General features: G+C 57.5%; 23 protein-coding genes. 13 read left to right on the forward strand and 10 right to left on the reverse strand.

Translation table 11 applies throughout. The features are described from left to right. Nucleotides 1–68: 68 nt before the first annotated feature. Both bamC and dapA read right to left on the reverse strand, forming a co-directional pair. Nucleotides 69–1,196 (reverse strand): outer membrane protein assembly factor BamC, encoded by a 1,128-nt coding sequence (gene bamC / locus G5171_RS16645; RefSeq protein WP_201952699.1) that lies wholly within the window; start codon nt 1,194–1,196, stop codon nt 69–71. Continuing rightward, nucleotides 1,189–2,076, reverse strand: a complete 888-nt coding sequence (gene dapA, locus G5171_RS16650) for a 4-hydroxy-tetrahydrodipicolinate synthase (protein ID WP_139410839.1) — start codon at nt 2,074–2,076, stop codon at nt 1,189–1,191. The genes bamC and dapA overlap by 8 nt, the downstream gene beginning before the upstream one ends. 205 nt (nt 2,077–2,281) lie before the next feature. Between dapA and G5171_RS16655 the strand changes: the two genes are divergently transcribed. The 3 genes from G5171_RS16655 to G5171_RS16665 all read left to right on the forward strand — a co-directional run bounded on the left by G5171_RS16655 (nt 2,282) and on the right by G5171_RS16665 (nt 3,968). Further along, nucleotides 2,282–2,815, forward strand: a complete 534-nt coding sequence (locus tag G5171_RS16655; RefSeq protein ID WP_005349229.1) for a glycine cleavage system protein R — start codon at nt 2,282–2,284, stop codon at nt 2,813–2,815. Nucleotides 2,816–2,839: 24 nt separating this feature from the next. Next, complete coding sequence (bcp, locus tag G5171_RS16660; protein WP_216980162.1) at nt 2,840–3,304, forward strand: thioredoxin-dependent thiol peroxidase; 465 nt, start codon at nt 2,840–2,842, stop codon at nt 3,302–3,304. A gap of 163 nt (nt 3,305–3,467) precedes the next feature. Then, nucleotides 3,468–3,968, forward strand: a complete 501-nt coding sequence (locus G5171_RS16665; RefSeq protein WP_042059885.1) for a YfbU family protein — start codon at nt 3,468–3,470, stop codon at nt 3,966–3,968. A 58-nt stretch (nt 3,969–4,026) separates the two neighbouring features. Here the strand turns inward: G5171_RS16665 and yfbV are convergent, their stop codons facing one another. Next, complete coding sequence (yfbV, locus tag G5171_RS16670) at nt 4,027–4,467, reverse strand: terminus macrodomain insulation protein YfbV (RefSeq protein WP_043851809.1); 441 nt, start codon at nt 4,465–4,467, stop codon at nt 4,027–4,029. A gap of 304 nt (nt 4,468–4,771) precedes the next feature. Here yfbV and G5171_RS16675 point away from each other — a divergent pair, with 304 nt between their 5' ends. The 5 genes from G5171_RS16675 to G5171_RS16695 all read left to right on the forward strand — a co-directional run bounded on the left by G5171_RS16675 (nt 4,772) and on the right by G5171_RS16695 (nt 11,487). Continuing rightward, the gene (locus G5171_RS16675; RefSeq protein ID WP_005341129.1) at nt 4,772–5,974 is read left to right on the forward strand and encodes an acetate kinase; all 1,203 of its coding nucleotides are present in this window, start codon (nt 4,772–4,774) and stop codon (nt 5,972–5,974) included. Between the two features lie 55 nt (nt 5,975–6,029). Next, entirely contained in the window at nt 6,030–8,210 is a 2,181-nt protein-coding gene (gene pta, locus G5171_RS16680; protein WP_421251370.1) for a phosphate acetyltransferase, read from the forward strand. A 337-nt stretch (nt 8,211–8,547) separates the two neighbouring features. Next, a complete protein-coding gene (locus G5171_RS16685; RefSeq protein ID WP_421260447.1) occupies nt 8,548–8,868 on the forward strand; it encodes a ComEA family DNA-binding protein in 321 nt (106 codons plus the stop codon). A gap of 96 nt (nt 8,869–8,964) precedes the next feature. Then, the gene (gene galU / locus G5171_RS16690; RefSeq protein ID WP_216980160.1) at nt 8,965–9,876 is read left to right on the forward strand and encodes a UTP--glucose-1-phosphate uridylyltransferase GalU; all 912 of its coding nucleotides are present in this window, start codon (nt 8,965–8,967) and stop codon (nt 9,874–9,876) included. A gap of 213 nt (nt 9,877–10,089) precedes the next feature. Continuing rightward, nucleotides 10,090–11,487, forward strand: a complete 1,398-nt coding sequence (locus G5171_RS16695; RefSeq protein WP_421251372.1) for a peptide MFS transporter — start codon at nt 10,090–10,092, stop codon at nt 11,485–11,487. Between the two features lie 74 nt (nt 11,488–11,561). On the opposite strand, the gene G5171_RS16700 is transcribed toward G5171_RS16695, so the two are convergent. Continuing rightward, nucleotides 11,562–12,533: a response regulator gene (locus G5171_RS16700; protein WP_421251373.1), complete on the reverse strand. Its 972-nt coding sequence runs from the start codon at nt 12,531–12,533 to the stop codon at nt 11,562–11,564. A gap of 240 nt (nt 12,534–12,773) precedes the next feature. Here G5171_RS16700 and G5171_RS16705 point away from each other — a divergent pair, with 240 nt between their 5' ends. The 3 genes from G5171_RS16705 (at nt 12,774) to G5171_RS16715 (ending at nt 15,167) form a co-directional block, all read left to right on the forward strand. Then, complete coding sequence (locus tag G5171_RS16705) at nt 12,774–13,472, forward strand: DnaT-like ssDNA-binding domain-containing protein (RefSeq protein WP_421251374.1); 699 nt, start codon at nt 12,774–12,776, stop codon at nt 13,470–13,472. A 71-nt stretch (nt 13,473–13,543) separates the two neighbouring features. Further along, nucleotides 13,544–14,398 (forward strand): DnaA ATPase domain-containing protein, encoded by an 855-nt coding sequence (locus G5171_RS16710; protein WP_216980158.1) that lies wholly within the window; start codon nt 13,544–13,546, stop codon nt 14,396–14,398. Between the two features lie 133 nt (nt 14,399–14,531). Beyond that, nucleotides 14,532–15,167, forward strand: a complete 636-nt coding sequence (locus tag G5171_RS16715; protein WP_421260448.1) for an NAD(P)-dependent oxidoreductase — start codon at nt 14,532–14,534, stop codon at nt 15,165–15,167. 109 nt (nt 15,168–15,276) lie between these two features. Here the strand turns inward: G5171_RS16715 and G5171_RS16720 are convergent, their stop codons facing one another. From G5171_RS16720 to G5171_RS16735, 4 genes are all read right to left on the reverse strand, one after another. Further along, nucleotides 15,277–16,473 carry an ABC transporter permease gene (locus G5171_RS16720; RefSeq protein WP_421251376.1) on the reverse strand — a complete coding sequence of 399 codons (1,197 nt, stop codon included), beginning with the start codon at nt 16,471–16,473 and terminating at the stop codon, nt 15,277–15,279. Beyond that, a complete protein-coding gene (locus G5171_RS16725) occupies nt 16,473–17,627 on the reverse strand; it encodes an ABC transporter permease (protein ID WP_216980156.1) in 1,155 nt (384 codons plus the stop codon). The genes G5171_RS16720 and G5171_RS16725 overlap by 1 nt, the downstream gene beginning before the upstream one ends. Then, nucleotides 17,627–18,631 carry an HlyD family secretion protein gene (locus G5171_RS16730; RefSeq protein WP_206900476.1) on the reverse strand — a complete coding sequence of 335 codons (1,005 nt, stop codon included), beginning with the start codon at nt 18,629–18,631 and terminating at the stop codon, nt 17,627–17,629. Before G5171_RS16730 ends, G5171_RS16725 begins: the two co-directional genes overlap by 1 nt. 73 nt (nt 18,632–18,704) lie before the next feature. Further along, nucleotides 18,705–20,054, reverse strand: a complete 1,350-nt coding sequence (locus tag G5171_RS16735; RefSeq protein ID WP_254204556.1) for a TolC family protein — start codon at nt 20,052–20,054, stop codon at nt 18,705–18,707. Between the two features lie 338 nt (nt 20,055–20,392). Here G5171_RS16735 and dusB point away from each other — a divergent pair, with 338 nt between their 5' ends. Continuing rightward, the gene (gene dusB / locus G5171_RS16740) at nt 20,393–21,358 is read left to right on the forward strand and encodes a tRNA dihydrouridine synthase DusB (protein ID WP_421251377.1); all 966 of its coding nucleotides are present in this window, start codon (nt 20,393–20,395) and stop codon (nt 21,356–21,358) included. Between the two features lie 26 nt (nt 21,359–21,384). After that, nucleotides 21,385–21,681 carry a DNA-binding transcriptional regulator Fis gene (gene fis, locus G5171_RS16745; protein WP_005309538.1) on the forward strand — a complete coding sequence of 99 codons (297 nt, stop codon included), beginning with the start codon at nt 21,385–21,387 and terminating at the stop codon, nt 21,679–21,681. 383 nt (nt 21,682–22,064) lie between these two features. Here the strand turns inward: fis and G5171_RS16750 are convergent, their stop codons facing one another. Together G5171_RS16750 and G5171_RS16755 are read right to left on the reverse strand one after the other, a co-directional pair. Beyond that, nucleotides 22,065–24,038: an ATP-binding protein gene (locus tag G5171_RS16750; RefSeq protein ID WP_411623779.1), complete on the reverse strand. Its 1,974-nt coding sequence runs from the start codon at nt 24,036–24,038 to the stop codon at nt 22,065–22,067. Beyond that, nucleotides 24,035–25,852 (reverse strand): HsdM family class I SAM-dependent methyltransferase, encoded by a 1,818-nt coding sequence (locus G5171_RS16755; protein ID WP_421260449.1) that lies wholly within the window; start codon nt 25,850–25,852, stop codon nt 24,035–24,037. Before G5171_RS16755 ends, G5171_RS16750 begins: the two co-directional genes overlap by 4 nt. Nucleotide 25,853: the final 1 nt, after the last annotated feature.

Consider the following 25,853-nt stretch of genomic DNA (forward strand, 5'->3'; position numbering starts at 1 on the left):
AACCGCTCGGAATCCCCGCGTTTTCAGGGGGATTTTGATAACAAAACAGGGGCACAAGGCCCCTGTATTTATTCTGCTTTTGCTGCTGCCTGATCGGTCAGCCCCTTGGCGAACGCCTCGGACAGGCTGATATACATCTGGGAGATAACCCCGGACGATACCGGCTTCTTGTCCTTGTCGAACAGGGTGATGGAGGTCTTGCCTCCCGCCATTTCGCCAAGCTGGAAGCGGTATTTCTCCTCCTCCAGTTTGAACGGCTCGCTCCCTTTCGCCTTCCAGAACTCGGCACCCGGCTCTTCGTACTCGACGTCGATCCAGCCCAGTGACTGCTGGGTATCCTTGATGGTGAAACCGTAAGCGGGCAGTACCTGGTTGAGGCGACGCCACACCTGATCAAAGGAGCCTTCGGCAATCCATGCGCTCAGTTCATTGTTGTCCAGACCCAGTTGCAGACCCATGCCATCGTTGGACTTGTGCTGCTCGCGGGCTTTCAGCTGGCTGTCGTAATAGAGCGAGAACTGGTTCAGCACTCGCGCGGCATAGCGCTGGGCATCGGCAGGGGTCAGCTTGTTGCTGGTCTCGCCGTCGATGGTCTCTTCGTGATCCAGTACCCGGACCGACATGTTGACGGCGTGGCGCTGGGCATCGTTGCGTACGGTGAACTGGTAACGCTGACGGATTTTGAAGTCTTCGTCATCTTCACCCCAACCATCGAGGGCGACAGTGTTGTCAAACCAGCCGGTCTGCAATACGCCATCCTGCTGATCAAGCTTCTCGGTGGTGACCTTGTATTTGGCCAGGAAGTTCATCAGGAACGACCAGGTATCGCGCTCCACGCTCTGGCTGGTGCTCAGGGCATAGAAGGCAACGGTCGGTTCGGTTGCGCTCTGCACCACCTGGCTGCCCGGTACCACGGTCAGCAGTTGAGCGGGTGGGCGCACATCAACTTGAGCGCCGAGGGCACCTTCACGGCTGCTCTCGGGAAGCGGCGGAATATCGTACTGGCTGTTGAAGGTGGGGGCACTCAATCCTGCGGGGATCAAGAACGCGCGGCCCTCGAGGCGGGCATCTTCATAACCGAAGTCGCGGTTGGCCATTTTGCGATCCTGGGGGGTGCTGCAACCGGCCAAGACGGCCACAGTCGCAACGCTCAGCACCAGACGGGCTCTATTTCCCTTTCCATTAGATTTAAACACTCGCCATCAACTCCGCTGTGGTCAGTGCTCGCGCCATCAGCTGCTCGCCCTCGGGGGTGAGGTCAACCAGCGGCAGGCGCAAGGTGGCTGTTGCAATCAACCCCAGTTGGGCACAGGCCCATTTCACCGGGGTGGGGCTCGGTTCGCAGAACAGAGTCTTGTGCAACGGCATCAAGAGATTGTTGATGTCATGCGCCTGCCCGGCATCACCGGCCAGCGCAGCACGACACATGTCGGCCATCTGGGCCGCTGCAATATTGGTGGTGACCGAAATCACGCCATCGCCACCTTGCAGCATAAAATCACAACCAGTGGCATCGTCGCCACTGTAGAGAGCAAACTCCGGCCCGCACAGCTCGCGCAGCAGCGGGGTGCGGCTCAAATCGCCGGTTGCCTCTTTCAAACCGATAATGCCGGGAACCTTGGCCAGACGGGCCACGGTCTCCGGTTTGAGATCGCAACAGGTGCGACCGGGCACATTATAAAGAATTTGGGGCAGACCACTAGCCTCGGCGATCGCACAATAGTGGCGATAGAGACCTTCCTGAGTGGGCTTGTTGTAGTAAGGAGTCACCGAGAGACCCGCCACCACGCCGGTTTTGGCCAGTCGCTTTGCCAATTCAATGGCATGGGCAGTATTGTTGGAGCCGCAACCGGCGATGACGGGAATGCGTCCGGCGGCATACTCAACGGTCTTTTCAACGACGGCGATATGCTCCTGCTCGCTCAGGGTCACCGATTCCCCTGTGGTACCCACCGCAACAATGGCGCAGGTCCCGGCGCTGACATGATAGTCGACCAGTTTGGCCAGACTGGCCCAATCGACTTCACCTGAAGCCAGCATGGGGGTAACGAGCGCAACAATACTACCGCGTAACATGGACTTTTCTCCCGATTTTCAGGGGCGTAATGGTAAAGCTGACCCCTTTGAAAAACAAGGGAGAGAGGGGGCAAGCCGTGATACCATCCGGAACAAAAAGTAATGGACGAAAGTCGGCAGCGTCCCTCAGGGAGTGGTCATCAGGGCCGGAGGGTTGGCTTGCCAGCGCGGCTTTCGCAACGAAATAACGGACGAGAGAAGATTTATGACTCACTACCTGGTCGTAACGGCCATCGGCACGGACAGGCCTGGCATCGTCAATGAAGTGACCCGCCACGTCAGTGGCTGTGGTTGCAACATTGTGGACAGCCGCCTTGGCATCTTCGGCAATGAATTTACCTTTATCATGCTGCTCTCGGGCGACTGGAACAGCATGATGCAACTCGAAATCAGCCTGCCCCTGCGTAGCCAGGAGTGGGATCTCATCACCATGATGAAACGCACCGAGCGCCACCAGTCCCTGCAGTATGACGTCCGCGCCAGTGCCGACCTGTTGATCCGCGACGAGCCCGGCATCGTAAGCCAGTGCACCCAGTTCTTCAGCGAACATGGCTGGAACATTCAGGCGATGCAATCCATGACCCTGGAGCAGCAGCCATTCAACCTGCTGAAGATCAGTTTTCAGCTCAATCTGGCCAGAGAGGGTGAAGTGGAAGGTTCGCAAACCGCCTTCGCCGAATTCTGTCGTCAACTGGGTGCCGAATCGTTCGAGTTTATCGTCAATCGCAAACACGCCTGAGGGCGTTTTACCCGAGGAGACCCCATGCAACCACTACAAGCTGGCAGCCCCGCCCCCGATTTCTCCCTGCCCGACCAGAATGGTAATCAGGTCAGCCTCGCTGGCCTGCGCGGCAGGAAGGTGCTGGTCTATTTCTATCCCAAGGCAATGACCCCCGGCTGCACCACCCAGGCCTGCGGCATGCGCGATGTGAACGCCGAGCTGGCCGCCCTCAATGTGGTGGTGCTTGGCATCAGCCCGGATCCGGCCAAACGGCTGAAAAAGTTCGAAGAGCGGGACCAGCTCAACTTCACCCTGCTGGCCGATGAAGACCACGCCGTCGCCGATGCTTTTGGCGTCTGGGGCCCGAAGAAATTCATGGGCAAAGAGTATGACGGCATTCACCGTCAGAGCTTCCTGATCGATGAAGAGGGCAAGATTGCCCACCACTTCGACAAGTTCAAAACCAGCGATCACCATCAGGTGGTACTGGATTTCCTCAAGGGATAACCCTCCCCTGCGTCATTGAAAGGCCTGCCATGCAGGCCTTTTTTGTCTGGCCAGCAAGCCCTTGCCAGTGGATTTTTCTCACCAACTCCCCCGCCCAGATCAAAAAATTCATTTTATATATGGGTTAACGTGACCCCAGAATCATCTTCCAGCGAGATATCCCATGAACATGAGCAACACAGAACGTTTGATCCTGAGCAACCAGTACGAAATTCTGGCGAAACTCAACCCGGAGAAGGCGGACATCTACCAGCGCGCCAGCACCATCATCGAGCGCGGCTACTGCCTGCAGATCCTCGAGCTGGAGAAGAGCTTCGGCCATCTGGATCTGGCGACCTGCCAGGAGGTGATCGACACCCTGGAGCTGCATCACGCACTGGCCATCTCATGGGGTAATCTGGATGCCGCCGATCAGGGCGAGATCAACGCCAGCCGTCTGGAGTTCAACGGCTACAGCCGCAGCCAAGAGCGTGAGCTGGCTGACTACGTCTGCTTCCTGCTGGAGGTGGACAAGCGCTTCCCCGAGCTCAAGTGCCCGTGCGACGAGCTCTCCAGCGACATCGCCATGCGCGACAAGTACCAGCGGATGCTGCAGGTGTGGCGTCAGTGTCCACGTCAGTACAAGCTCTCCATCCAGGAGATCCGCAAGGTGCTGGCGGCCTGATCCACACACCGACCGCAACAAAAAGGCGCCACTGGCGCCTTTTTGCATCTGATACGGGTTATTCGTAGAGAAAGGATTTATCGAGCTGCTGGAAGGCGGCCTTGAGGGTATCGGCCAGCTCTTCATAGCGCGGCTGTGACACCAGCTGACGACGGCCACCCTGCTCGTTCATCTTGCCGTTGATCTCCCGATACCAGCTCGCCAGCGACGGGGGCAAGCGGGTGTCGGCGCGCTGGCCGAGCCAGTAATAACCTTGCAGCGGCAAACTGAGCAGAAACAGCACGGAAGTGATGACTGAAGGCCAGTAGTGCTGCTCCCCAAACTGGAACTGCAACATCACGCTCAGCACCGCCAGCGCGGGGATCACCTTGAGGGCGAACTCGGTCGCCTTGATCACCCGATTTTCAGGAAACATCGAATTGAGCTCGGGACGGCGCGGCCAAAGCGTCATATAATGGCGGCCTTGCTGTAACTTAGTTCCAAAAATGTTCATGCTCATACTACCTCCGAGCGCTTTTTGAACGTACTAACGGCAAAACCTCGACAAAATTTGATGCAAAGTAACAAAGGTTGAGGATGACTTTGTTATTTTTCAACAATCGGGTTATCCTTTGTACGCCCATTTTTGCGTCAAAAGCTTCTTGCTATTGACCTGTCAGGGACGTCTGGATTTCGGGTCTTGTATCACTATACAAGGGGCAAGCAACAGATTGCCAACCCTCATAAGGATAAGTTGAAAGTTTTTGGTCGCACCGCGTCCAACGCATCCGCCTACACAACCCAATCTGCGATAGGATTTATTCATGAGTAAGCTGGTTCTTGTTCTTAACTGTGGCAGCTCTTCCCTGAAGTTTGCCGTCATTGACGCAACCACCGGTGATGACCTGCTGTCCGGCCTGGCCGAGTGCTTCAACCTCGACGACGCCCGCATCAAGTGGAAACTGAATGGCGAGAAAGGCAGTGCCGATCTGGGCGCGGGTGCCGCTCACCAGGAAGCGCTGGACTTCATCGTCAACAAGATCCTGCCGCTCAATCCGGAACTGTCCAAGAACCTGATCGCCATCGGTCACCGTGTTGTTCACGGCGGTGAGCGCTTCACCTCTTCCGTCGTTATCTGTGACGACGTGATCGCCGGCATCGAAGCCGCCGTTCCGTACGCACCGCTGCACAACCCGGCTCACCTGATCGGTATCCGTGAAGCCCGCCGCGTATTCCCGGCGCTGGCTGACAAGAACGTGGCCGTATTCGATACCGCGTTCCACCAGTCCATGCCGGAAGAAGCCTTCCTGTATGCGCTGCCGTACAAGCTCTACAAAGAGAACGGCATCCGTCGCTACGGCGCTCACGGCACCAGCCACTACTACATCAGCCTGGAAGCTGCCAAGCAGCTGAACAAGCCGGTTGAAGAGCTGAACATCATCAACTGCCACCTGGGCAACGGCGGTTCCGTCTGCGCCATCAAGAACGGCAAATCTGTTGATACCTCCATGGGTCTGACTCCGCTGGAAGGTCTGGTCATGGGTACCCGCTCCGGCGATCTGGACCCGGCCATCATCTTCTTCCTGCACGACAAGCTGGGCATGAGCGTGGCCGATATCAACACCATGCTGACCAAAGAGTCCGGCCTGCTGGGTCTGACCGAAGTCACCTCCGACTGCCGTTTCGTTGAAGACAACTACGACAGCAAAGAAGAAGCCAAGCGTGCTATGGACGTTTACTGCTATCGCCTGGCCAAGTACATCGGCGCCTACGCTGCCGCCATGGACGGTCGTCTGGACGCCGTTGTTTTCACCGGTGGTATCGGTGAAAACTCCGCCCCGATCCGTGAAATCACCCTGAACAAGCTGGGTCTGCTGGGCTTTGACGTCGATCACGACGCCAACCTGAAGGCTCGTTTCGGCAAGGGTGGCGAGATCACCAAGGCTGGTTCTACCAAGGCCTTGGTAATCCCGACCAACGAAGAGTGGGTTATCGCCCACGACGCGCTGGAACTGGTCGGCGCTTAATTAACGCAGTAACTCGAGGCCGCCCACCAGGGCGGCCTTTTCCTGATCCCAAAAAATGAACAAGGGGTATAAAGTGGCACGCACTATTATGCTTATCCCGGTCGGCACTGGTGTCGGCGTAACTTCCGTAAGCCTTGGCGTTGTCCGCGCCATGGAACGTCACGGTGTCAATGTCAGCTTCTTCAAACCGGTTGCCCAGCCGCGTCCGGGTGAAACCGGTGCCGAGCGCTCAACCGCCGTTATCCGCGCAGCTGCCAACATCAATCCGCCCGAGCCCTTCACCCTCTCCTACGCCGAGAACATGATCAGCTCCAGCAACACCGACATCCTGCTGGAAGAGATCGTTGCCCGCTTCGAAGAGCACGTGAAATCCAGCGGTGCCGAAGTGCTGGTTGTCGAAGGTATGGTGCCGACCGACAAGCAGCCCTTTGCCAACAAGCTGAACTACGACGTTGCCAAGGCGCTGGATGCCGACATGGTATTCGTGACCCACCCGGGCCATGACTCCAGCCAGAAGCTGAAAGAGCGCATCGAACTGGCCTGCTCCAACTTCGGTGGTGTCAACAACCCCCGCATCGTTGGTTGCGTGATCAACAAGGTTGGCGCGCCGGTTGACGAGCATGGCGTAACCCGCCCTGACCTGACCGAGATGTTCGAAGCCCATCACCACGCTTCTGACGCGGCCCACAACCTGGAAGTGCTGCAAGTGTTCGGCAAGAGCCCGCTGCGCATCCTGGGTTGCATCCCCTGGAACACCCAGCTGATCGCCCCGCGCGCCAAGGATCTCGCCAAGCATCTGGCCGCCAAGATCCTGCACAAGGGTGAGCTGGACAGCCGTCGCCTGCAGACCGTGACCTTCTGCGCCCGCTCCATCCACAACATGGTCGAGCACTTCCGTCCGGGCAGCCTGCTGGTCACCTCTGGCGACCGCTCTGACGTCATCGTCTCCGCCTGCCTCTCCGCCATGAACGGCGTCAAGCTGGGTGCCCTGCTGCTGACCGGTAACTATCATCCGGAGCCGCAGGTCATGGCGCTGTGCCAACAGGCCATGGCCACCGGCCTGCCGATCATGATGACCGGTACCAACACCTGGCAGACCGCCGTCAGCCTGCAGAACTTCAACGTCGATATTCCGGAAGATGACCGCGAGCGTATCGAGCTGGTACAGGACTATGTGGCTGGCCACATCGACAAACACTGGATCGAGTCGCTGACCATCAGCTCTACCCGTTCCCGTCGTCTGAGCCCGCCGGCATTCCGTTATCAGCTGACCGAGCTGGCCCGTCAGGCCAACAAGCGTGTCGTGCTGCCGGAAGGCGACGAGCCGCGCACCATCAAGGCTGCCGCAATCTGTGCCGAGCGTGGCATTGCCCGTCCGGTGCTGCTGGGTAACCCGGAAGAGATCCGTCGCGTTGCCGAACAGCAGGGTGTTGTTCTGACCGATCGCGTCGAGATCATCGATCCGGCCGTTGTGCGCGAGCGCTATGTGCCGCGTCTGGTCGAGCTGCGCAAGAACAAGGGCATGACCGAAGTGGTTGCCCGCGAGCAGCTGGAAGATAACGTGGTACTGGGTACCATGATGCTGGAGCGCAATGAAGTTGACGGCCTGGTATCCGGCGCGGTACACACCACAGCCAACACCATCCGTCCGCCGATGCAGATCATCAAGACTGCTCCAGGCTCTTCCCTGATCTCCTCCATCTTCTTCATGCTGCTGCCTGACCAGGTGCTGGTCTACGGTGACTGCGCGATCAACCCGGATCCGACTGCCGAGCAGCTGGCCGAGATCGCCATCCAGTCAGCCGACTCCGCAGCCGCTTTCGGCATCGAGCCGCGCGTCGCCATGATCTCCTACTCTACCGGCACCTCCGGCGCCGGTGCCGATGTAGAGAAAGTGCGTGAAGCGACCGAGCTGGCCAAGGCCAAGCGCCCCGACCTCATAATCGATGGCCCGCTGCAGTACGACGCGGCCATCATGGAGAACGTGGCCAAGTCCAAGGCACCGAACTCACCGGTTGCCGGTAAAGCCACCGTGTTCGTCTTCCCTGACCTGAACACCGGTAACACCACTTACAAAGCGGTGCAGCGTTCCGCTGACCTGGTCTCCATCGGCCCGATGCTGCAAGGCATGCGCAAGCCGGTCAACGACCTCTCCCGTGGCGCTCTGGTTGACGACATCGTCTACACCATCGCCCTGACCGGTATCCAGGCTGCTCAGGCTGACGCACAAGCTTAATCAGCATCCGCCTGAAAAAACCGATCACAAAGGCTGCTCACCCCAGGTGAGCAGCCTTTTTTGTTGGGAATTTTTCTGCAGGCAGCATAAGCAGCCGAAGATTCAGGATCAGACAGATAAAAGTGTGAGTGCGTTATGAGGCTATGCTCCCTGTCACACAAGACTTCCCATTTGGTATTTGGCAATAAAAGTCTTTATATATCTTATTGTTATTCGAAAATTGCCATCTCTTATAGCAAAGCAAATCGCACTCAATACCTGTAAAAAATGACAGCCGTCACATCTTCCAAATCTGGTTAATCATCCATACGAATCCCCTACCACAAGGAAGTGTGAAATGCGTAAAAACAGCTTGTCCATCATCATGTTGCTGTCCGCCCTCCCATTGTTCACCCTGCCCTCGCAGGCTGCAGACAAGGTCGTCCCCAAGCAGGCCACCACGGTTGCCGCCAAGCAGGAGAGTGGCAAAGTGGATATCAATACGGCAACCCTTGCCGACCTCACTAACCTCAAGGGGATTGGTGACAAAAAGGCACAAGCCATCGTCGACTATCGCGAGAAACAGGGCAAATTCACCTCGGTCGACCAGCTGGCAGATGTGAGTGGCATTGGCCCGGCCACTCTGGAGGCAAACCGTGACATGATCATCGTCAAATAACGTCCGAGCACTGCATATGCAAACGGGGCTGGCTGTGGCTGCCCCGTTTTTCTTGGAGTATCATGGCCGCACTTCAATCCCGCTGGATAGTTTTCCATGAAAAAGACCCCACTCATTGTTCGCAAGGCCGTGCTTCCGGTAGCCGGTCTGGGTACCCGTATGCTGCCCGCCACCAAGGCCATCCCGAAAGAGATGCTGCCGGTGGTCGACAAGCCTCTGATCCAGTATGTAGTGCGCGAAGCTATCGCCGCCGGGATCAAGGAGATCATTCTGGTCACCCACTCCAGTAAAAACTCCATCGAAAACCACTTCGACAAGAGCTTCGAGCTGGAAGCGACCCTCGAGAAGCGGGTCAAGCGCCAACTGCTGGAAGAGGTGCAACAGATCTGCCCGAAAGACGTCACCATCATGCACGTCCGCCAGGGGGAGGCCAAAGGGCTGGGCCATGCAGTCCTCTGCGCACGACCGCTGATCGGTGACAACCCCTTCGCCGTGCTGCTGCCGGACGTACTGATCGATGACGTAGCCAGCGACCCGAAAAAAGACAACCTGGCCGAAATGGTGCATCTGTTTGAAGAGGAGCAGATCAGCCAGATCATGGTAGAAGCGGTACCCGAGAGCGAAGTAGACAAGTACGGCATCGCCGACATCAAGGGTGAGGCGCTGACCGAGGGGATGTCCCTGCCGATGCAGGCCATTGTCGAGAAACCGCCTCGTGACGAAGCGCCCTCCAATCTGGCGGTGGTGGGTCGTTACGTGCTCTCCTCCAATATCTGGCCGCTGCTGGAAAAAACCCCGGCCGGTGCCGGTGACGAAATCCAGCTGACCGATGCCATCGCCATGCTGATGGAGCAGGAGCAGGTCAACGCCTACTTTATGAAAGGCAAGAGCCACGATTGCGGCAGCAAACTCGGTTATATGAAAGCCAATGTGGAGTATGCCGTACGTCACCGCGAGCTGAACGGCGAATTTATCGGTTGGTTGAAGCAGTTCGTCAAACAGTTGTAATCGCTAAAAAATCTGTTTTTTATAGAGGTATTCGAGGAGCATCAAATGATGCTCCTTTTTCATTTTTGCAACAAAAAATCAATCAAGAATAAATAAATCCTCAGCAAATCATAATGTTGTAATTTATTCACACATGCTCTATAAGGATTGAGGCGTGTTTCTCGCCCTTGCATAAAAAACTCAAAAAAATATAAGACACAGGTGGAAGTTCCAATGAATAACCCGTCAAAAGGGACCTTTCTAGGTCACCCTAAAGGGCTTTTTTTGCTCTTTAGTACCGAACTCTGGGAGCGATTCTCCTATTACGGCATGCGTGCCGTACTGGTGCTCTATCTGACCGACCTGACTGCCAACGGCGGTCTGGGCTGGACTCAGGCAGATGCCCTCAAACTCTACGGTATTTATACCGGTCTGGTTTATATCACACCGCTGATCGGCGGCTGGCTGGCTGACAATTTCCTCGGCCAACGCCGTGCCGTGCTGTTTGGTGCGATCCTCATGGCTGCAGGCCAGTTCACTCTTGCCCTGCCCCACGCCATGTTCCCTGATATGGTCATTAACGTCTTCTATGCGGGTCTCGGCTTGCTGATCCTGGGTAACGGCCTGTTCAAACCGAACATCTCCACCATGGTGGGTGACCTCTATCAAGAGGGCGATCACCGCCGTGATGGTGCCTTCACCATCTTCTACATGGGTATCAACCTGGGTTCCCTGCTAGCCGGCGTGATCTGTGGCGCAGCTGCCACGGCATACGGCTGGCAAGCCGCCTTCGTCAGTGCCGGTATTGGTATGCTGCTCTCCCTGGTAGTTCAAGCCACCATGGCCCAGCGTTTCCTCGGTGACATCGGCCGCGTACCGGCAGCTCAGCGCGCCGCCGAACAGCGCAACAAGGAGCAGAAGGCTCCGTTGACCAAGCAGGAAGTGGATCGCATCAAAGTTATCCTGATGCTGGGTCTGTTCACCATCATCTTCTGGGCTGGCTTTGAACAAGCCGGTGGTCTGATGAATCTGTATGCCCAGCAGTATACTGACCGCATGATCGGTGACTTCGAGGTACCGACTGCCTGGTTCCAGTCTCTGAACCCCTTCTTTATCATCACCCTGGCCCCGATCGTCGCCGCCATCTGGATCAAGCTCGGCAAGAAAGAGCCGAACTCTCCGGTGAAATTCGCCATGGGTCTGCTGTTCCTGGCCGTAGGCTTCCTGTTCATGGTGGGTGCTGTGCTGCAACAGGGCGGAGATCAGACCGTCAAGACCTCCATGTTCTGGCTGGTTGGCGCTTACCTGTTCCACACCCTGGGCGAACTCTGCCTCTCGCCCATCGGTATGTCCATGGTAACCAAACTGGCTCCGCTGCGTCTGGTATCCCTGATGATGGGCGCCTGGTTCGGTTTCACTGCCGTGGCCAACTATGTCGCCGGCTTGATTGGCTCCTTCGTGGGTGAAGCTGGCCCAATCGCCATCTTCGGCGGTATCGCACTGTCTGCAGTCATCTGCGCCCTGATCCTGCTGGCCATGGCCAACCGCCTGGTCTACTGGATGCACGGTGCCGAAGGCCCGGCCAAAGAGCCGCAAGCTCAAGAGAAGAAACTGCACTCCGCCACCGTCTAAACGGTCAGGATTGTAAACAACAAAAAGGGCGCCCATCGGCGCCCTTTTTGTTTTGGCCTGTTTATCAGGCGGCATCAGTGATGACGAACCTGCACATCCAGCGAGCCGCCGCTGTCGCTGCGAAACTGCAGGGCGAACGGTTCATGCCAGCTGCGTTTGTGCAGGGCGTAGTGGCTGCTGCGCATCAGACCAAGGGGTAGGCCGCCTGAGCGCATCAGCCAGTGGGGAGAGGTAAGCCCGGCGTTGGCAAACACCAACCCATCATGCTGATCAAACAGCAGCGCCGCCATGGCAAAAGAGTGGCGAAGCCCGGACGCCATCAACTGATGGTTGAGGTAGTCGAGCAACCGGTGCGGCTGGCTCAGCAACCGGCTCTCGTTCTGCTGAAACTGGCGGTAGGGGACGTTCATCAAGGATCGCACCAGCGCACCACAAAATGCCGCATCCGTCCCCATGATCGGCAGCTCCATCACCAGCACCAGCAGCTTGTCTTCCACCTTGAAGGTATCGGGAATAAACAACTGCCCCAGCCCCTTGAACGTGACCTGCCAGGGGCCCCACTCCTGCAAGCCCGGCGGCTTGAGCCCCGCCAGAAGGCGGCTGGCCGCCTTGTCGTGGGCACTGAAATAGTCGATGTGATCCATCAGCTCCAGTTGCTGCGCCCGGTTGACGCTGCCGTTGAGACACTGTTCGATACTGCGCTCGACCAGCGCGTAATCCTCGAGGGGTTTGAGCAGATAGTCCCGCGCACCGGCACGCAAGGCGCTGGCGACTGCCTCCATGGTGCTCTGGGCCGAAATGACGATAACCGGCATATGGGGGTAACGGGCAGAGAGGCAGGCAATTACCTCGCGGCCATCCATATTGGGCATATTCAGATCGCACAGAACCACGTCGGGATGATAAATAGCTGCGGCTGACAACCCTTCAATTCCATCCTCAGCCTGAAACACCGTTGCCCCGTCCCGCGCGAGGTAACTCACTAACGAGTGGCGAAAAACGGCCTCGTCCTCCACCACCAGGATCCGTAGCCCGGCTTTTGGCATCTTGATAAAGCTCTTATTAGTCAATTGGTTACTTAGGTATTAAGACTAGCTCAAAAGTGCGGTCAGCGCGGAAACCCTGCGTCAAAAGTAGACCTCGATCATACGATGGCATCAAGAGAACCCTATCCGCCCGCGCAGCTCTATTCACTCGGGTGGCCCCACGACTACGACCGCCATCCGAATTGTGCAAGTGGGCGCCATAAGGGATAATGCCACCCACTCCAGCCCGTGAAGAAGATCATGACTCCAGCCGAATATAACGCCCTTGCCCATCCCAGATTGTCCCATCCGGCACGCAGCCTCTATACCCTGCAGCTACGCCGACTGGTGCTGGAAAATCAGGCGGCCCGGCTCAACTATCCCGAGCTGGGTCGGGCGCTGGCGGTGGTCGATCCTGGTGATCCCTGCGGCTTCTCGTTTCAGGTCAATGCCCGCCAGCTCACCGAGTTGTTCGATGAACTGATGGAGGCGGGCCTGCTGCAGGTCGAGGCTCAGCCAGAGAGTGAGCACTACCATCAGTGCCCTTTTCAGTTGCCACTGCTCACCCAGAAATTGCGGAGCCCGCTGCCGGAACGCCCCTTCCAGATGCATCTGCAATGGCGCCCGGACGAAGAGCTGCCCGCCCTCGCCCGTCTGTGCGGAGTGATCGATGCCAGCTACAGCGAAGAGGATCTGGGGGAGTTTATTGCCTACTGGCTGGGGCGCCCCGAGGTGTTCGACTCCCAGCATCAATGGATGCTCAAGTTTATTCGCGCCCTCAAGACCCGCCGCTACACCCGTCGCAAACCGATGGAGGTGCAGGGCTACCAGCAGGTGACGCCGGCCCCGGCAGAGTCGGGCCCGAGCAAACGGGCCCAACAGATGATTGAAGAGGCCAAGCGACTGGCCGAACAGCAGATGCAAGAACCCGCAGCGCAGCAGGAGCCGGATAATGATTGATAGCGGCCCCCGCCTGCAGGCAGAATCAACCCCTTGTCTACCCATCCCTGATCGAGCAGAAGGAGCATTCCATGACTGACCCGCAAGATCCCCTGCGCCAGGAGCTGGAAGAGATCGAAGCCAAGCGCCAGAAGATCGCCAAAGCCAAGCAGGATCACCGTGTTCACGACCCGGAATTAAGCCGCCATGTGGGTGGCCTGCTGGAGCGCATTCGTCGCCTGCAGCAAGAGACCGGCGGCGGCCAGTATGACTACGAGACCCTGCGCAAGGAGTATGACGCCAAGGCCAACGCCGAGGTGCGCGAGCTGCAGAAAGCGGCCCGTCAGGAGCGGATCCAGAAGCTGATCGCCCAGGCCGACCTCAACCCCGACTGGGTGTTCGACAAAATGGATGCCACAGATCCGGCGCTGCAATACCCCATCGAAACAGCCCGTTACTTTATCAGCGGCTTCGAGCACTGGGAAAAGAGCGGTGGCGGCTGCATGCTGATCTACGGCGACTACGGCACCGGCAAGTCAACGCTGGCGGGAGCGGTGGCGCATGAGCTGATCGCCCGTCACCAGAAATCGGTGATCTTCCAGCAGTGGGCCTCCATCGTCGATCGGCTGTTCTTCAACGTCATCCCCGACCAGGATGAGCGCAACCAGTACCGCCGCGCACTGGAAGAGGTGGATCTGCTGATCATCGACGAGGTATCGGCCAACCGCGCCAAAATGGCGGAGAGCCAGTCCAGCTTCCTCGGCCACCTGCTGCGCCGCCGTCGCAACCTGTCAAAGAGCGTTATCATCATCACCAACCACACGCCCCAGAGCCTGCATCAGGCGATCGGTGATTTCAGCTATGAGGCGATCAAGGCATTCAATCCGGTGGATATCCACCTGAGCGGCCCCAGCCGTCGCCCCAGCATCGGCAACTACAACGGCTGATGCCTCTCAAAGAGTGCGAGTCGCTGACGGCTCGCACCTTCTCCTCCTTGCTGACTCACAAATAAAAACAACTCTCATTTACAGCAGGCGAACAAGCCACTAGGCTAGCCCCTTTTGCCAAGGGAGCTCAGCTATGCCAACCACACTGATTTTCGGAGCCAGCCGCGGGCTGGGCCGCGCCTTTACTCATCACGCCCTGAGCCAGGGTCACCGGGTCGTTGCGCTGGTACGCAGCTCCGAGATGGCCACAGAACTAGGTGCGCTGGGAGTTGAGGTGATCGAGGGGGATGCGCTGGATCTGGCTGCGGTGCAGCAGGCATGTGTTCTGGCGGGGCAAGATGCACAGGTCGTCTCTACCCTCGGCAGCTTTCGCCAAACAGTGCCAGTGGACTATCAGGGCAACCGCCATGTAATCGATGCCATGGAGCAGGTAGGCCTGAAACGGCTGCAGCTGGTCACCTCCCTCGGCTGTGGCGACAGCTGGCAGTATCTGCCGGAGCGGGCACGCGCCGCCTTCGGTCACGAGGTACGTCTCAAGAGTCTGGCGGAGAGCTGGCTGCAGACCAGCGCCCTTGCATGGACCATTCTGCGCCCGGCGGGCCTGCAGGATGGCGACGCCACCGGCCGCGCCGAACTGAGTCAGGGCAAGGAAGTACACGGACTGGTGCGCCGTGCCGATGTGGCCGCCCAAGGGCTGCGTCTGCTGGCGGATGAGACGGCGGTGGGGCAGATCTACGCCATCGGGGATCCCACGCTCCAGCGTGGCTAAAGCAGCAGTAAACCGCTTAACCCCACCACATAACAAAACGGTCAGCCCAAGGGCTGACCGTTTTCGCTTTACCGCACACGCTATCTCACGGGCGCTTGCCCTACCCCGCTTAACCGGCGGTCGTCTCACTCTGTACGACCGGCTGACTGGCCACCGGCAGTGACTGCTGCCGCCAACGCAGCAGCAGGCAAGCCAGCACGCCGTAAAGCAACGCAAGCCCCCACAGCTGCCACCAGTAACGGGACACCTGCGCGAAGTCGGCCCCCATCTGGTTAAGACGCAGAAAACCCTCGATAGCGGGGATAGTGGGCACCCACTGAGCCAGCCAATTGAGGGGCGCCGGGATCAGCTCCAGCGGCCAGATAAAGCCCGCCAGAAAGACCAGCGGCAGGGAGGAGATGAGTACCACCTGAGTGGGCAGATCCCGCCGGGTAAAGATGGCCCCCAGCACAATACCGAACCAGCAGGTTGCCAGCAGGAACGGCAGGGCGAATAGCCAAAGCTGCACCGGGTCGGCATGGCGAGCGATGTTGTAGTGATCAAAGCAAAAGCCGAGGAAGTAGCTCACCGGCAGCAGGAACAACCCCGCCAGCACCAGAGTTCTGGCCAGCAGCAGCGGCAGTACCGGCGCGCTTTGCCAGTAACCGTGCTCGCCGCGGCAACTGCGCTGGTTCTGGGTCGCCCCCAGGATCCCCGCCCCCATCAGCAGCACCTGATGGAGGATCAGCACGAACACCGCCGGCACCACGTAGTTCACATAGCCCATGGTGGGGTTGAACACCGGCACCACGTTGAGAGCCACCGCATTCCAGCCCATAGCCGCTTGTGGCAGCGCCTCGCCGTGGCTCAGCAGCCTCGCCACCTTCACCTGCGCGGCGAGGGTGCCACCGGCCTGCGCCAGTCCTTCGGCAATGGTGCCGTAGACCAGGAAGTAGGAGGCATCACCGGCGTAGCTCAGGGTGACGCTCTTGCCCAACATCAGATCCCGATAGAAGTGGTTGGGAATGTGCAGGATCCCGCTCGCCTCCCCGGCCATCATCAGCTGCCGCGCGTCATCCAGCGAATTGGCCCGCGCCACCAGCTTCACCTGCGGCGTGGCATCGGCCATAAACTCCAACTGACGGGACAGCTGGCTGCCATCCTCGTTGACCACCACCACTGCCTCTTCCCGCGGCAGCTGATGCAGATAGGGCTGGGGGTAGAGAAACGAGTAGAAGATCACCCCGCCAAACAGGGTGAGCATGATGGCGCGATCCGCCAGCAGGGTGCGCAACTCGAGGCGCAACAGATCGACAAATCCCAGCATCACTCAGGCTCCTTCTCGGCGACGGCCACTACGGCGGATTGACGAGCCAGCTCGGCCTGCTGCTTGTAGCGGCGAACCACCAGCAGCAAAGGGAGAAGAAACAGCAGCAAGGCCCCCAGTTGCGGCAGCGCCGATGAGAGGGGCAAACCGTAGTTGCTCTGACCAATCTGCAACTCGACATAGTGGGAGACCGGCAACAGGCTGCGCCAGAAGCGGGCGAAATCCCCCATGGCACTCACCGGAAAGGTGACTCCCATAAAGGCGAAACCGGGCGCCGTGTAAGCCCCCGCCAGCGACAGGGCGCGCGCCGGATCCCGAATGATGCCGTAGAAAAAGGCACCCATGGTGACGCAGGCCGCCGAGGCGAGCCCCAGACCCACCACCAGCACCAGCCAGCTGCCGTGCATGGGGTAGGAGAACCCCTTGAACAGCAGCAGTGTCCAGACAATCCCCCAGCCCCAGCCAATCAGTACGTGGGGCAGCAGGGTGCGCCAGAGGCCAAACCAGACCCCGCGAGTGGTCCAGTCCAGCCCCAGCCGATCGGTACGGGCCAGCGCATTGAGGCCAAACAGCACCACCAGGATCTGCCACACCGCGGGCAGAATAGCGCTCAGCAGAAATTGGGCGTAGCTGGAGTTGAGGTTATAGAGCGCAGTCACCTGGCTGCTGATGGGTACCGACTGCCCGAGTGCGCCGGGCAGTGCCTTGCCGTCAGCCATCGCCTCCAGCACGCCCACCTGACCGTTGAGGGTGCCTACCACCTGCGCCAGCGCCGAGTTGACCAGCTTGGCGATCAGGATGAACTGGCCGTTGTTGAACACCGTCACCTGCGGCTGGGTACCCTGACGGGCATCCCGCTCCAGATGGTTGGGGATCACCACCAGCGCATAGATATCGCCACCGCGCAGGGCGTGGGCACCGGCATCGATGGAGTCAAACTGTTGCGCGACCTTGAGCCCCGCCGAGCCATCCAGCGAAAAGGCGAGCTGGCGCGAGAGCATGCTGTGATCGAGATCCACCAGCCCCACCTTGAGGTCGCGGGCCAACCCTGCCGAGAAGATCCAGCAGAGGATCCCCATCAGCAGCAGCGGCACCCAGCTCATCAGGGCACGGCTGAAGGGATCCTGCCACAGCAGCCGAAATTCACGTCCCATCAGAGTTCAACCAGCACACTCATGCCAACCCGCAGCCCCTCAACCGGTTGCAGCGGGCGAGCCTCTACCTGGAAGCTCTTCATGTCGAAGCCCTGACGGGTATCGGTAGCGCGCCAGGTAGCGAAATCCCCCATCACGGCCACATGGGTCACCTTGAAGCGCACCATCTGATCGCCAAGGCCGGGGATGCGGGCATCGAACTCGGTGCCAACCGGGAAGCGGGGCAGCAGATCCTCGCGCACATGGAACTGGGCCCAGGCATCGCTCATATCGAGCAGGGTCACGACAGGGAAGCCTTGCGGCGCCAGCTCGCCGCTGCGCAGCAGCACCTGGCTTACCTCGCCTGAGTGGGGGCTGGTGATGCGGGTGTCGGCCAGATAGGCCTCTACTTCGGCCACGGAACCGGCCGCCATCTTGGCCTTCTCGCGAGCGGCGATCTTGGTCTCTTCCCGCGCCCCTTCCAACGCCATCTGGTACTGCTGCCACGCCATCCCTTCGCTGTAGCGGGCGGCTTGCCAGGCAGTCCAGGCCTCGTCGCGTTTTTGCAGCGGCATCACGCCATCGCGGTGCAGGCTGGCCACCCGCTCATAGGTCTTGCCACGCAGCTGGGCGGCAGCCTTGGCTTTTTGCCATTGATCCTTGGCGGCAGCGATCTGTTGGGCACGAGCCCCTTTCTCCGCCTCTTGCGCCAGCGCCCCTGCAGCGGCTTCACCCGCCTTGGCCTGGCTCAGCTTGGCTTCAATCTCGGGGCTTGCCAGCGTAAAGACCAGCTGATCCTTGGTCAGCTGATCGCCCTTTTTCACCAGCACTTCGTCGATGCGCCCCGGCACCTTGGAAGAGACTGAATACTGCTGAGCCTCAATCTGCCCTTGCAGATGCACCGGCTCCGGTTGATAGGCGAGCCAAAAGCGCCAGCCGAGCCAGACCACCAGGATCACCAGCACCAGCGGCAACAACAGCGGTTTACCCTGGCTCATCTTCTTTTTGATGGGGGGATGGCTCATCACTTCACCTCGACAAACGGGCGACCCTTGGCGGTCGAAACAGAGATAGAAAAAGGCACGAACCGGATGGTGATCATGAGTTCACCTCGATCACCTGACCGTGCTGATATTGATTGAAACTGTTCATCTGGCCGGAGAGGGCCAGCAGGCGGGCCAGCGACACCACATATTGATAAGCCGCCGCCGCACGTTGGGTCTTGACTCCTGCCAGTTGGTTCTGGGCATCCACCACATCAAGGGAGGTAGAAAGCCCTTGCCCGAACGCCTTGTCACGCAGCCGCACATTCTCCTCGGCCAGCGCCTGGGTGGAGGAGAGTGATTGATACTCTTCAAGCCCCTGTGCTGCTTCGCGCCAGGTCTTCTCGACCAACAGTTTCAGATCCTCGCGGGTCTTGGCCTGCAGCAGATTAACCTGAAGTTCGGCGCTCTTGGCCGCCTGCACCGTCTCGGAGCGGCCATCGCGGCTCACCAGCGGCATGCTGACCCCCACCCCCACCAGCCAGTCCGGCGTGGTCTTGGAAGCGATCGAATCATCTTCATAGAGGTTGTAATTACCGAACAGGAATACCTCGGGGGCATATTTGCCCTGTTCGACCCGGATCAGCCCCTTGGCCTGCTCCTTCTTGGCGTTTAGCAACTTGAGGCCGGGGTGCACTTCCAGGGTCTGGCTTACCAACCCCTCAAGACGCGGTAGCTCCTTGTTGACGAACAGACCATTGCCCGGCTGGGCATCCGGCAGCTTCAGCATGCGGCCGAGGGCCAGCTCGGCGATCTCGAGGCTGCGACGGGCCTTCTGGGTATCGATGCGCGCTCTGTCATAGGCCGACTGGGCGGAGAGACGCTCCACCCGGGCAATCTGCCCCTGCGCTTCGAGCTTCTTGGCATGATCCAGATGGTGGGCCAGCCCGTCCTCAATCTCCTGCCTGGTCTGCACCACCTGAGCAGCCAGTACCACGCCGAAATAGGTCTGGGAGAGGCTCTCGAAGGCAGACTGCTGTTTGAGCACCAGCAGTTGCTGCGCCTCGCTCACCTGCGCCTGACGGATATCCTGAGCCGCATCAATGCGGCCACCGGCAAACAGCGGCCAGAGCATCTTGACCGAGCTGGTCACCACATTCTGCTTGGTCAGGGGAGTGACAAATGCGTTGGCCCCGACCCCGAACAGACTGCCGAGCGCCAGGATCAGATCTTTCTGCTTGGCCAGCGGATTGAGATCGAGGGCATCGAGTTCAATCGGCTGATCAAGATGGGTATAACTGGCTCCCACATCCACCTTGGGCAGATACATGGATTTGGCGGCCTCGCGCAGTTGCTTGGCCCGATCGACCCCGGCCTGCTCGGCAGCCAGCTCCTCATCCTGCTGGATGACCCGGGTCCAGGCCTCGCCGAAGCTGATGGTCTGCGCCTGCGCAGACCCCAACATGACCCCCAGCAGACACGGCCAGAGTGATGTAATGAACCTTGACGTCATAGAACCCCGATTCGCACTGTTGCAAAAATGTTTGGAGCTTTTGCTCACATAAGCCAGCCATCATAACGCAAACGGGACTGACAAGTGGACTGACAATTGAGCAAGGAGGTGACCCGAATGGTACAGCACTCCTGACCAGTCAATCTGGCTGTTTTTCAATAACTCCTGAATTTGCAAGCCTTGGCTCGACGTTTTTTTCAGAAAAAAATGGCTGACGCTCAAATACTAACCTTTTCTCCTGCCTAAAAAATGCGTAATATACGCCGCCCTAAGCCGATGGTAACCGTGGAATGCAGATAGGTCCCCACACGCTTGAAACTCCCCTGATTGTGGCGCCCATGGCCGGTGTAACAGACCGACCATTCCGTGAACTTTGTTTGCGGCTGGGTGCCGGCATGGCCGTTTCCGAGATGCTGCTGGCCAACCCGGATGTCTGGGATACCCAGAAAACCAGGATGAGGATGGATCACTCTGCAGAAGGCGGTTTGCGATCGGTCCAGATTGCCGGGGCCGACCCCGAGATGATGGCGTTTGCTGCCCGCTACAACGTGGAGCAGGGCGCACAGATCGTCGACATCAACATGGGCTGCCCGGCAAAAAAAGTGAATAAGAAGCTGGCAGGTTCAGCCCTGCTGCGTTACCCCGATCAGGTCAAAGCAATTTGCCGGACCGTGGTGGATGCAGTGAAAGTACCTGTCACCTTGAAGATCCGCACAGGATGGGATCCGGATAACCGCAATGGCGTGGAGATCGCCCGAATCGCCGAAGATTGCGGTATCGCGGCCCTTGCCGTGCACGGTCGTACCCGTGCCTGCCTCTACAAGGGCGAAGCGGAGTACGACACGATTAAGGCGATTAAGCAGGCCGTATCGATTCCTGTTGTCGCCAATGGCGACATCAACAGCCCGGAGAAAGCCCGGTATGTCCTCGACTATACCGGTGTGGACGCCGTGATGATCGGCCGCGCTGCGCAAGGACGACCCTGGATTTTCCGGGAAATCCGTCATTTTCTTGAGACGGGCACCAAGCTGCCACCTCCCGAGAGGGAAGAGGTTCGCACCCTGATGAACGAGCATGTCACCAACCTGCACCGGTTTTATGGTGCATATCTGGGAGCGCGCATCGCCCGTAAACACGTGGGCTGGTATCTGGATGAAGAAGAGACGGGCCGAGAATTCCGTAAGCACTTCAATGCCCTGGATTGTGCTGACGCACAACTAGAAGCACTCGAAGCGTATTTCGATGGATTAGGTTAACAAGATAACTAAAGAGCCGACCGAATATGTTCGAACAAACCCTGACTTCTGATGCATTGGTAACAACTACTCACAATCACGCTGCCGAGCCGACCCAGCGCCCCCTGCGTGACTCTGTGCAACAGGCCCTGCGTAACTACTTGGCCCAGTTGAACGGTCAGGAAGTGATTGATCTGTACGATATGGTTCTCTCCGAAGTCGAAGCGCCGATGCTGGACGTGATCATGCAGTACACCCGTGGTAACCAGACTCGCGCAGCCGTGATGATGGGTATCAACCGTGGCACCCTGCGCAAGAAGCTCAAGCGTTACGGCATGAACTAAGTCATAACAGCTAAGCTATTGAAAATAAAAGCACTTTCATTTCAATGAAAGTGCTTTTTTAGTTTTGAACCCACATTTGAACCCACATATATCAGACTAGTTATCTTTGCTTATGACCCTATAACAACGAACTTTAAGCAATAGCTTCACTTCGTTGTACCCCTTATCCCCTTACAAGAGCGTCTATAGCCGATACTTCTGCTGCGCATGTACTCCTGGTGGGAGCTCACAAGTTAAATCCCAGCACTTGTGGCCTTTGGTGTCTTAGCTCCAGATATCCAGAGCACAGCTTTGATGGTCAGCTCGGCAATTTCAGTGGCTTACGTGGCTTGCCTATAGCTTCAGTTTCTAGATGGCTGCACTCTGGATGCTCATTAGATTGCCTATAAATTGAAGCTTTTCGATAGCACCTTACCTTCGACAGAAAATTTCAGTTGGCCATTTTCCTCAATGAACGCCACAGCTTTGCCAGCGTATCTCCGGTAAAGTTGGAATCTTCTCCCTTTGTAGGTGACGCTGCCATCATCCTCCACAAGGACACTATCGCTCGGAGGCAGAGTGGAAACAGGGATCGTCACCTCTCGTATATGGCTGAACAGAGGACCTTGGTTCGCACTCTTCTTTTCAGAGAGCAGTGTAATCAGGCCGCTGGGCTCTTGGCTTTTGCTAGCGTTGGGGCTGGGAGCCGCTGTTGCATACTCGGCAAGCTGTCTTTGGGCATCCTGAAGGTGGCGATTAAACCCATCCGGATCACGCAGGATGGATATCCAAAGGCGTGCTTTCTCGGAGTTGATGTCGTACTCGAGAATCTTTTCGAGCAGGTTGCAGGCTTGCCCAATAGCATCCTTGGCATCGTTCCAAAGCGATTGGGTTTCTTCCTGCTCGTCGGACTTGATGATCTCCTCGAGACCTTCAAAAACAATGTCTGTATTCAGTGAGCCTTCATAGGGTGCCAACCCTTTGCCTTTATATCGGCGAAGCTGCTCCGGACTCATAGTGCAGTGATACGTCAGCAGCCAGCGTTCCTTGATGAAATGGACATCGCCTTCCTTGTTCAGGAGCATGAACTCGCCGGTCTTGGGGCGAGCTATTTTCTTGGCCAGATCGGAAGGTGAAAATTCCGCGTCTGTCAAACCCTCACGAACCTTGTCTCTATCCCTTTTGGTCTGCAGTTTGCCGACGATCCATGTGGCGCAGTTTGAAAGGCCTTTATAATCGATGTCCCCGGGATTTTGCGTCGCCAGGATGCAGCCGACACCAAAGGCGCGCCCTTGCTTGACCAGGATATTCAGCGCGGGTTTGCAGGTGGATGTATATGGATAAGTGGGATAGAAAGCGGTTTTTCCGCCGCCACCGCCGATCTCATCCAGGAAGAACAACAGGCGAGGCCTATTTCCACCGGGAGCGCTACCCTGTTTACGCATCCAGGCGTTAATCGCAAAGGCTATTTGGGCGACAACAAAGCTCTGATCCTCAAAGTCGGTGATGTGAGCGAGGCTTATAACACTGATCTGGGTCTTGCCGTCGACACGGTTGGCACCCACCAGCTTGTCGATGCTCATCTCTTCGCCACGGACCCAGTTGGCAGCAGCACCGACGAGCTGTCCGTTAACCGCCTGTGCAAGCTTTTGACGCCGGTTCTCGGGAATATGGTCATCGATCCCCAGAACACCAATGGTGGCAAAGGGCGGTTCCAGAATCATGGAGACCAATTGCCCAAGGCCTGCCTCGCCAGTCAGATCAACACCCGTACGCCAGGCGTGCTCAATGAGCGCTGTGACAAAATCGGTTTCCCGGTCCCGCTGTCCCGAAGGAATCACCCGACGCACCAACGCTTCCGCCATACTGGTCACCATGACCGAAGCCGTATCGGGGTCCTCGTCAAACAGCTTATTGATGTCCGGCGGTGGAGAAGAAATGAGCGGAATGGATACCCGGCGGCCGAGCTCGCTGCGGGGGGTGAAAATTTCAACGGCTACCTGGTTGGAAAACTCCCGCACGTTGGTTTCGGCAAGCCCCCAATCCCATAACCGTTTCCGGAAGGTGTTAGCTTCAGCCAAGGCGGCGCGACCAAGCGTAGATTTGTCTTCAACCTCGACCCATGGCGCAACGGCCGGGGCAGCCAGCTCTCCGAAAGCAAGCGCCAAGGAAGATAAGTCGCCCTTGAGATCCACGATAATCGAGGGAACCCCCTTGAGAGCAGCCTCCTCAATGATGGCTTTACCCATTACCGTTTTACCGGAGCCAGAGCCGCCACAAATAAAGGTGTGAGTGATCAGGTCACTTAGCTTATGGCGGTACAGCTCTCCCGGCATCCCATTAGGATCGAGATATTTTCCGATATAAAGCTCGCTCACTCGTTATCCTCCTCCGGGAGTTCAAGCATTCCTGTTTGCCATTCACGGAATTTTTCAAGGATGAACGGGAGATCATTTTCCTTGCTCGGGTCGCCATTGGCCCGGCGGCCGACATGGTCAGCCCGCGCCATAAAGATGTCGCCCTGGACATCTCCCGGACGCTTCTTCTGCAGATACACCACATTGGTCGGAATGGAGGTTCCGGTTGATGCGAAGGTTTCGCTGGGCAGAGAAATCACGGCCTTGATGATAGCGTGCTCACGCATGTAATCCCGAACGGGCTTCGCGGTGGCGTTCGACAACACACCGTCCGGAAGAACGATGAGCAGTTTGCCGCCCGGCTTCAACACCCGAATATAGTGTTCGATGAAGAGGACCTCGCTGTCCTGGCTATTTTTTGGTCGCTTCTCCGGAGGGCGCCCCTTGGTCTTGAAGACTTTGACCTCATGCCCAAACTGATACTCCAATAGGATGTTTTCGGTTTTGACTGATTTACCGAATGGAGGATTGGTGAGGATCAGGTCAATACTGTCTGGACCGATATATCTCTTTTGTTTGCCAGAGCCAAAATCGACCTCATATTCAATCGATGGCTTTAATCCACCATATTCCTCGTTATAGAGATAATTTTGGTGAAGCCACTGCGCGTTCTGCGCGTTGACTGCATGAACAATCATATTTAGCTTTCCAAGACGCGCTGCCTTCTCTTCAATTTCATTGGCAAAGAATGTTTCTTGTCCAAGGCGCTGAAGAAGCTTTTCTCGTTCTTCTCCTCGGATTTTATTCGATAAAGCATGCTTGTAGACATCTTCATAAGTAGCGATTAAGAAACCGCCTGACCCAGCACAACCGTCAAGGAATCGCTGACCTTTTTTAATATCCAGAGCTGCGTCTTCAGGATTTTCTCTTGCCAAATCAAGCATGAACGCGACGATTTCTCGTGGCGTGAAGAACTGGCCGAGGTCTTTACCCTTGAAGGTATCGGACAGCATGATTTCGAAGGCACGGCCAAGCACATCGCCTTGGGTGTCTTTCAGGTTGATCCCTTCAAGACGAGCAATGACCCGCTCAACGGTAGCAGCCTTGCTGAATACTCGCTCATTATCGTCAGTAAAGACTTCTGGATGATGACCTATCAGATCATCGAACAGGTTGTTGATGAAGTTCTGGGCGGCCTTGTCACCCATGTGTTTGTTTTGCTCGCAATAAGATTTCAGCTTGGCGGTGGTAAAGCTTCCGTTAGGTTTTGCGTCTTCATTGAGCTTGATAAACAGAAAGCGCGTGAACTCGTCGAAGATCCAGTCATTCCGCTTGTTCTCGATATCCCAGATGTCCTGCCAGCAACCCTTCATGAGCTGCACGAAACGGGAGAGGCTGTTTTCCGTATGGAGTGTTTTATGCGCCCACTGCTGTAGGCTCTTGACTACGTCTGGCTTGAATTCACGCACCATATCTTCGGCATCGCGAACATCATCCCAGTCTTTCAGCTCGTCATGAATCTCATTCCCCTTTTCGACGAGATAGATGCGTAAATGGCCTGCCACATCGATGACGCAATAAGCTGCCGGACCATTGGGCATAAGAATGCTGAGGGCTTTGTATCGGTTTGCCTCAGATTCACTCAGCGTTGCCGAGCCTTCGTGCTTGAAGGCTGCATAGCAATTGCCGACGCTGGTTGACACCAGAAACGAGGCTTTCTCGTCCAGCCCTTCAACCGTTGTGACAACGCCAGCACCACCACCATCATTGATCTGGTGAGCTTTGAAGCCCAAATCCGAGACCAGAAAATCTCTGAATTGCTCAAGAGTTGCCATC

Source organism: Aeromonas sp. 600774, assembly GCF_049175075.1.
Taxonomy (GTDB): Bacteria; Pseudomonadota; Gammaproteobacteria; order Enterobacterales; family Aeromonadaceae; genus Aeromonas; species Aeromonas veronii_A.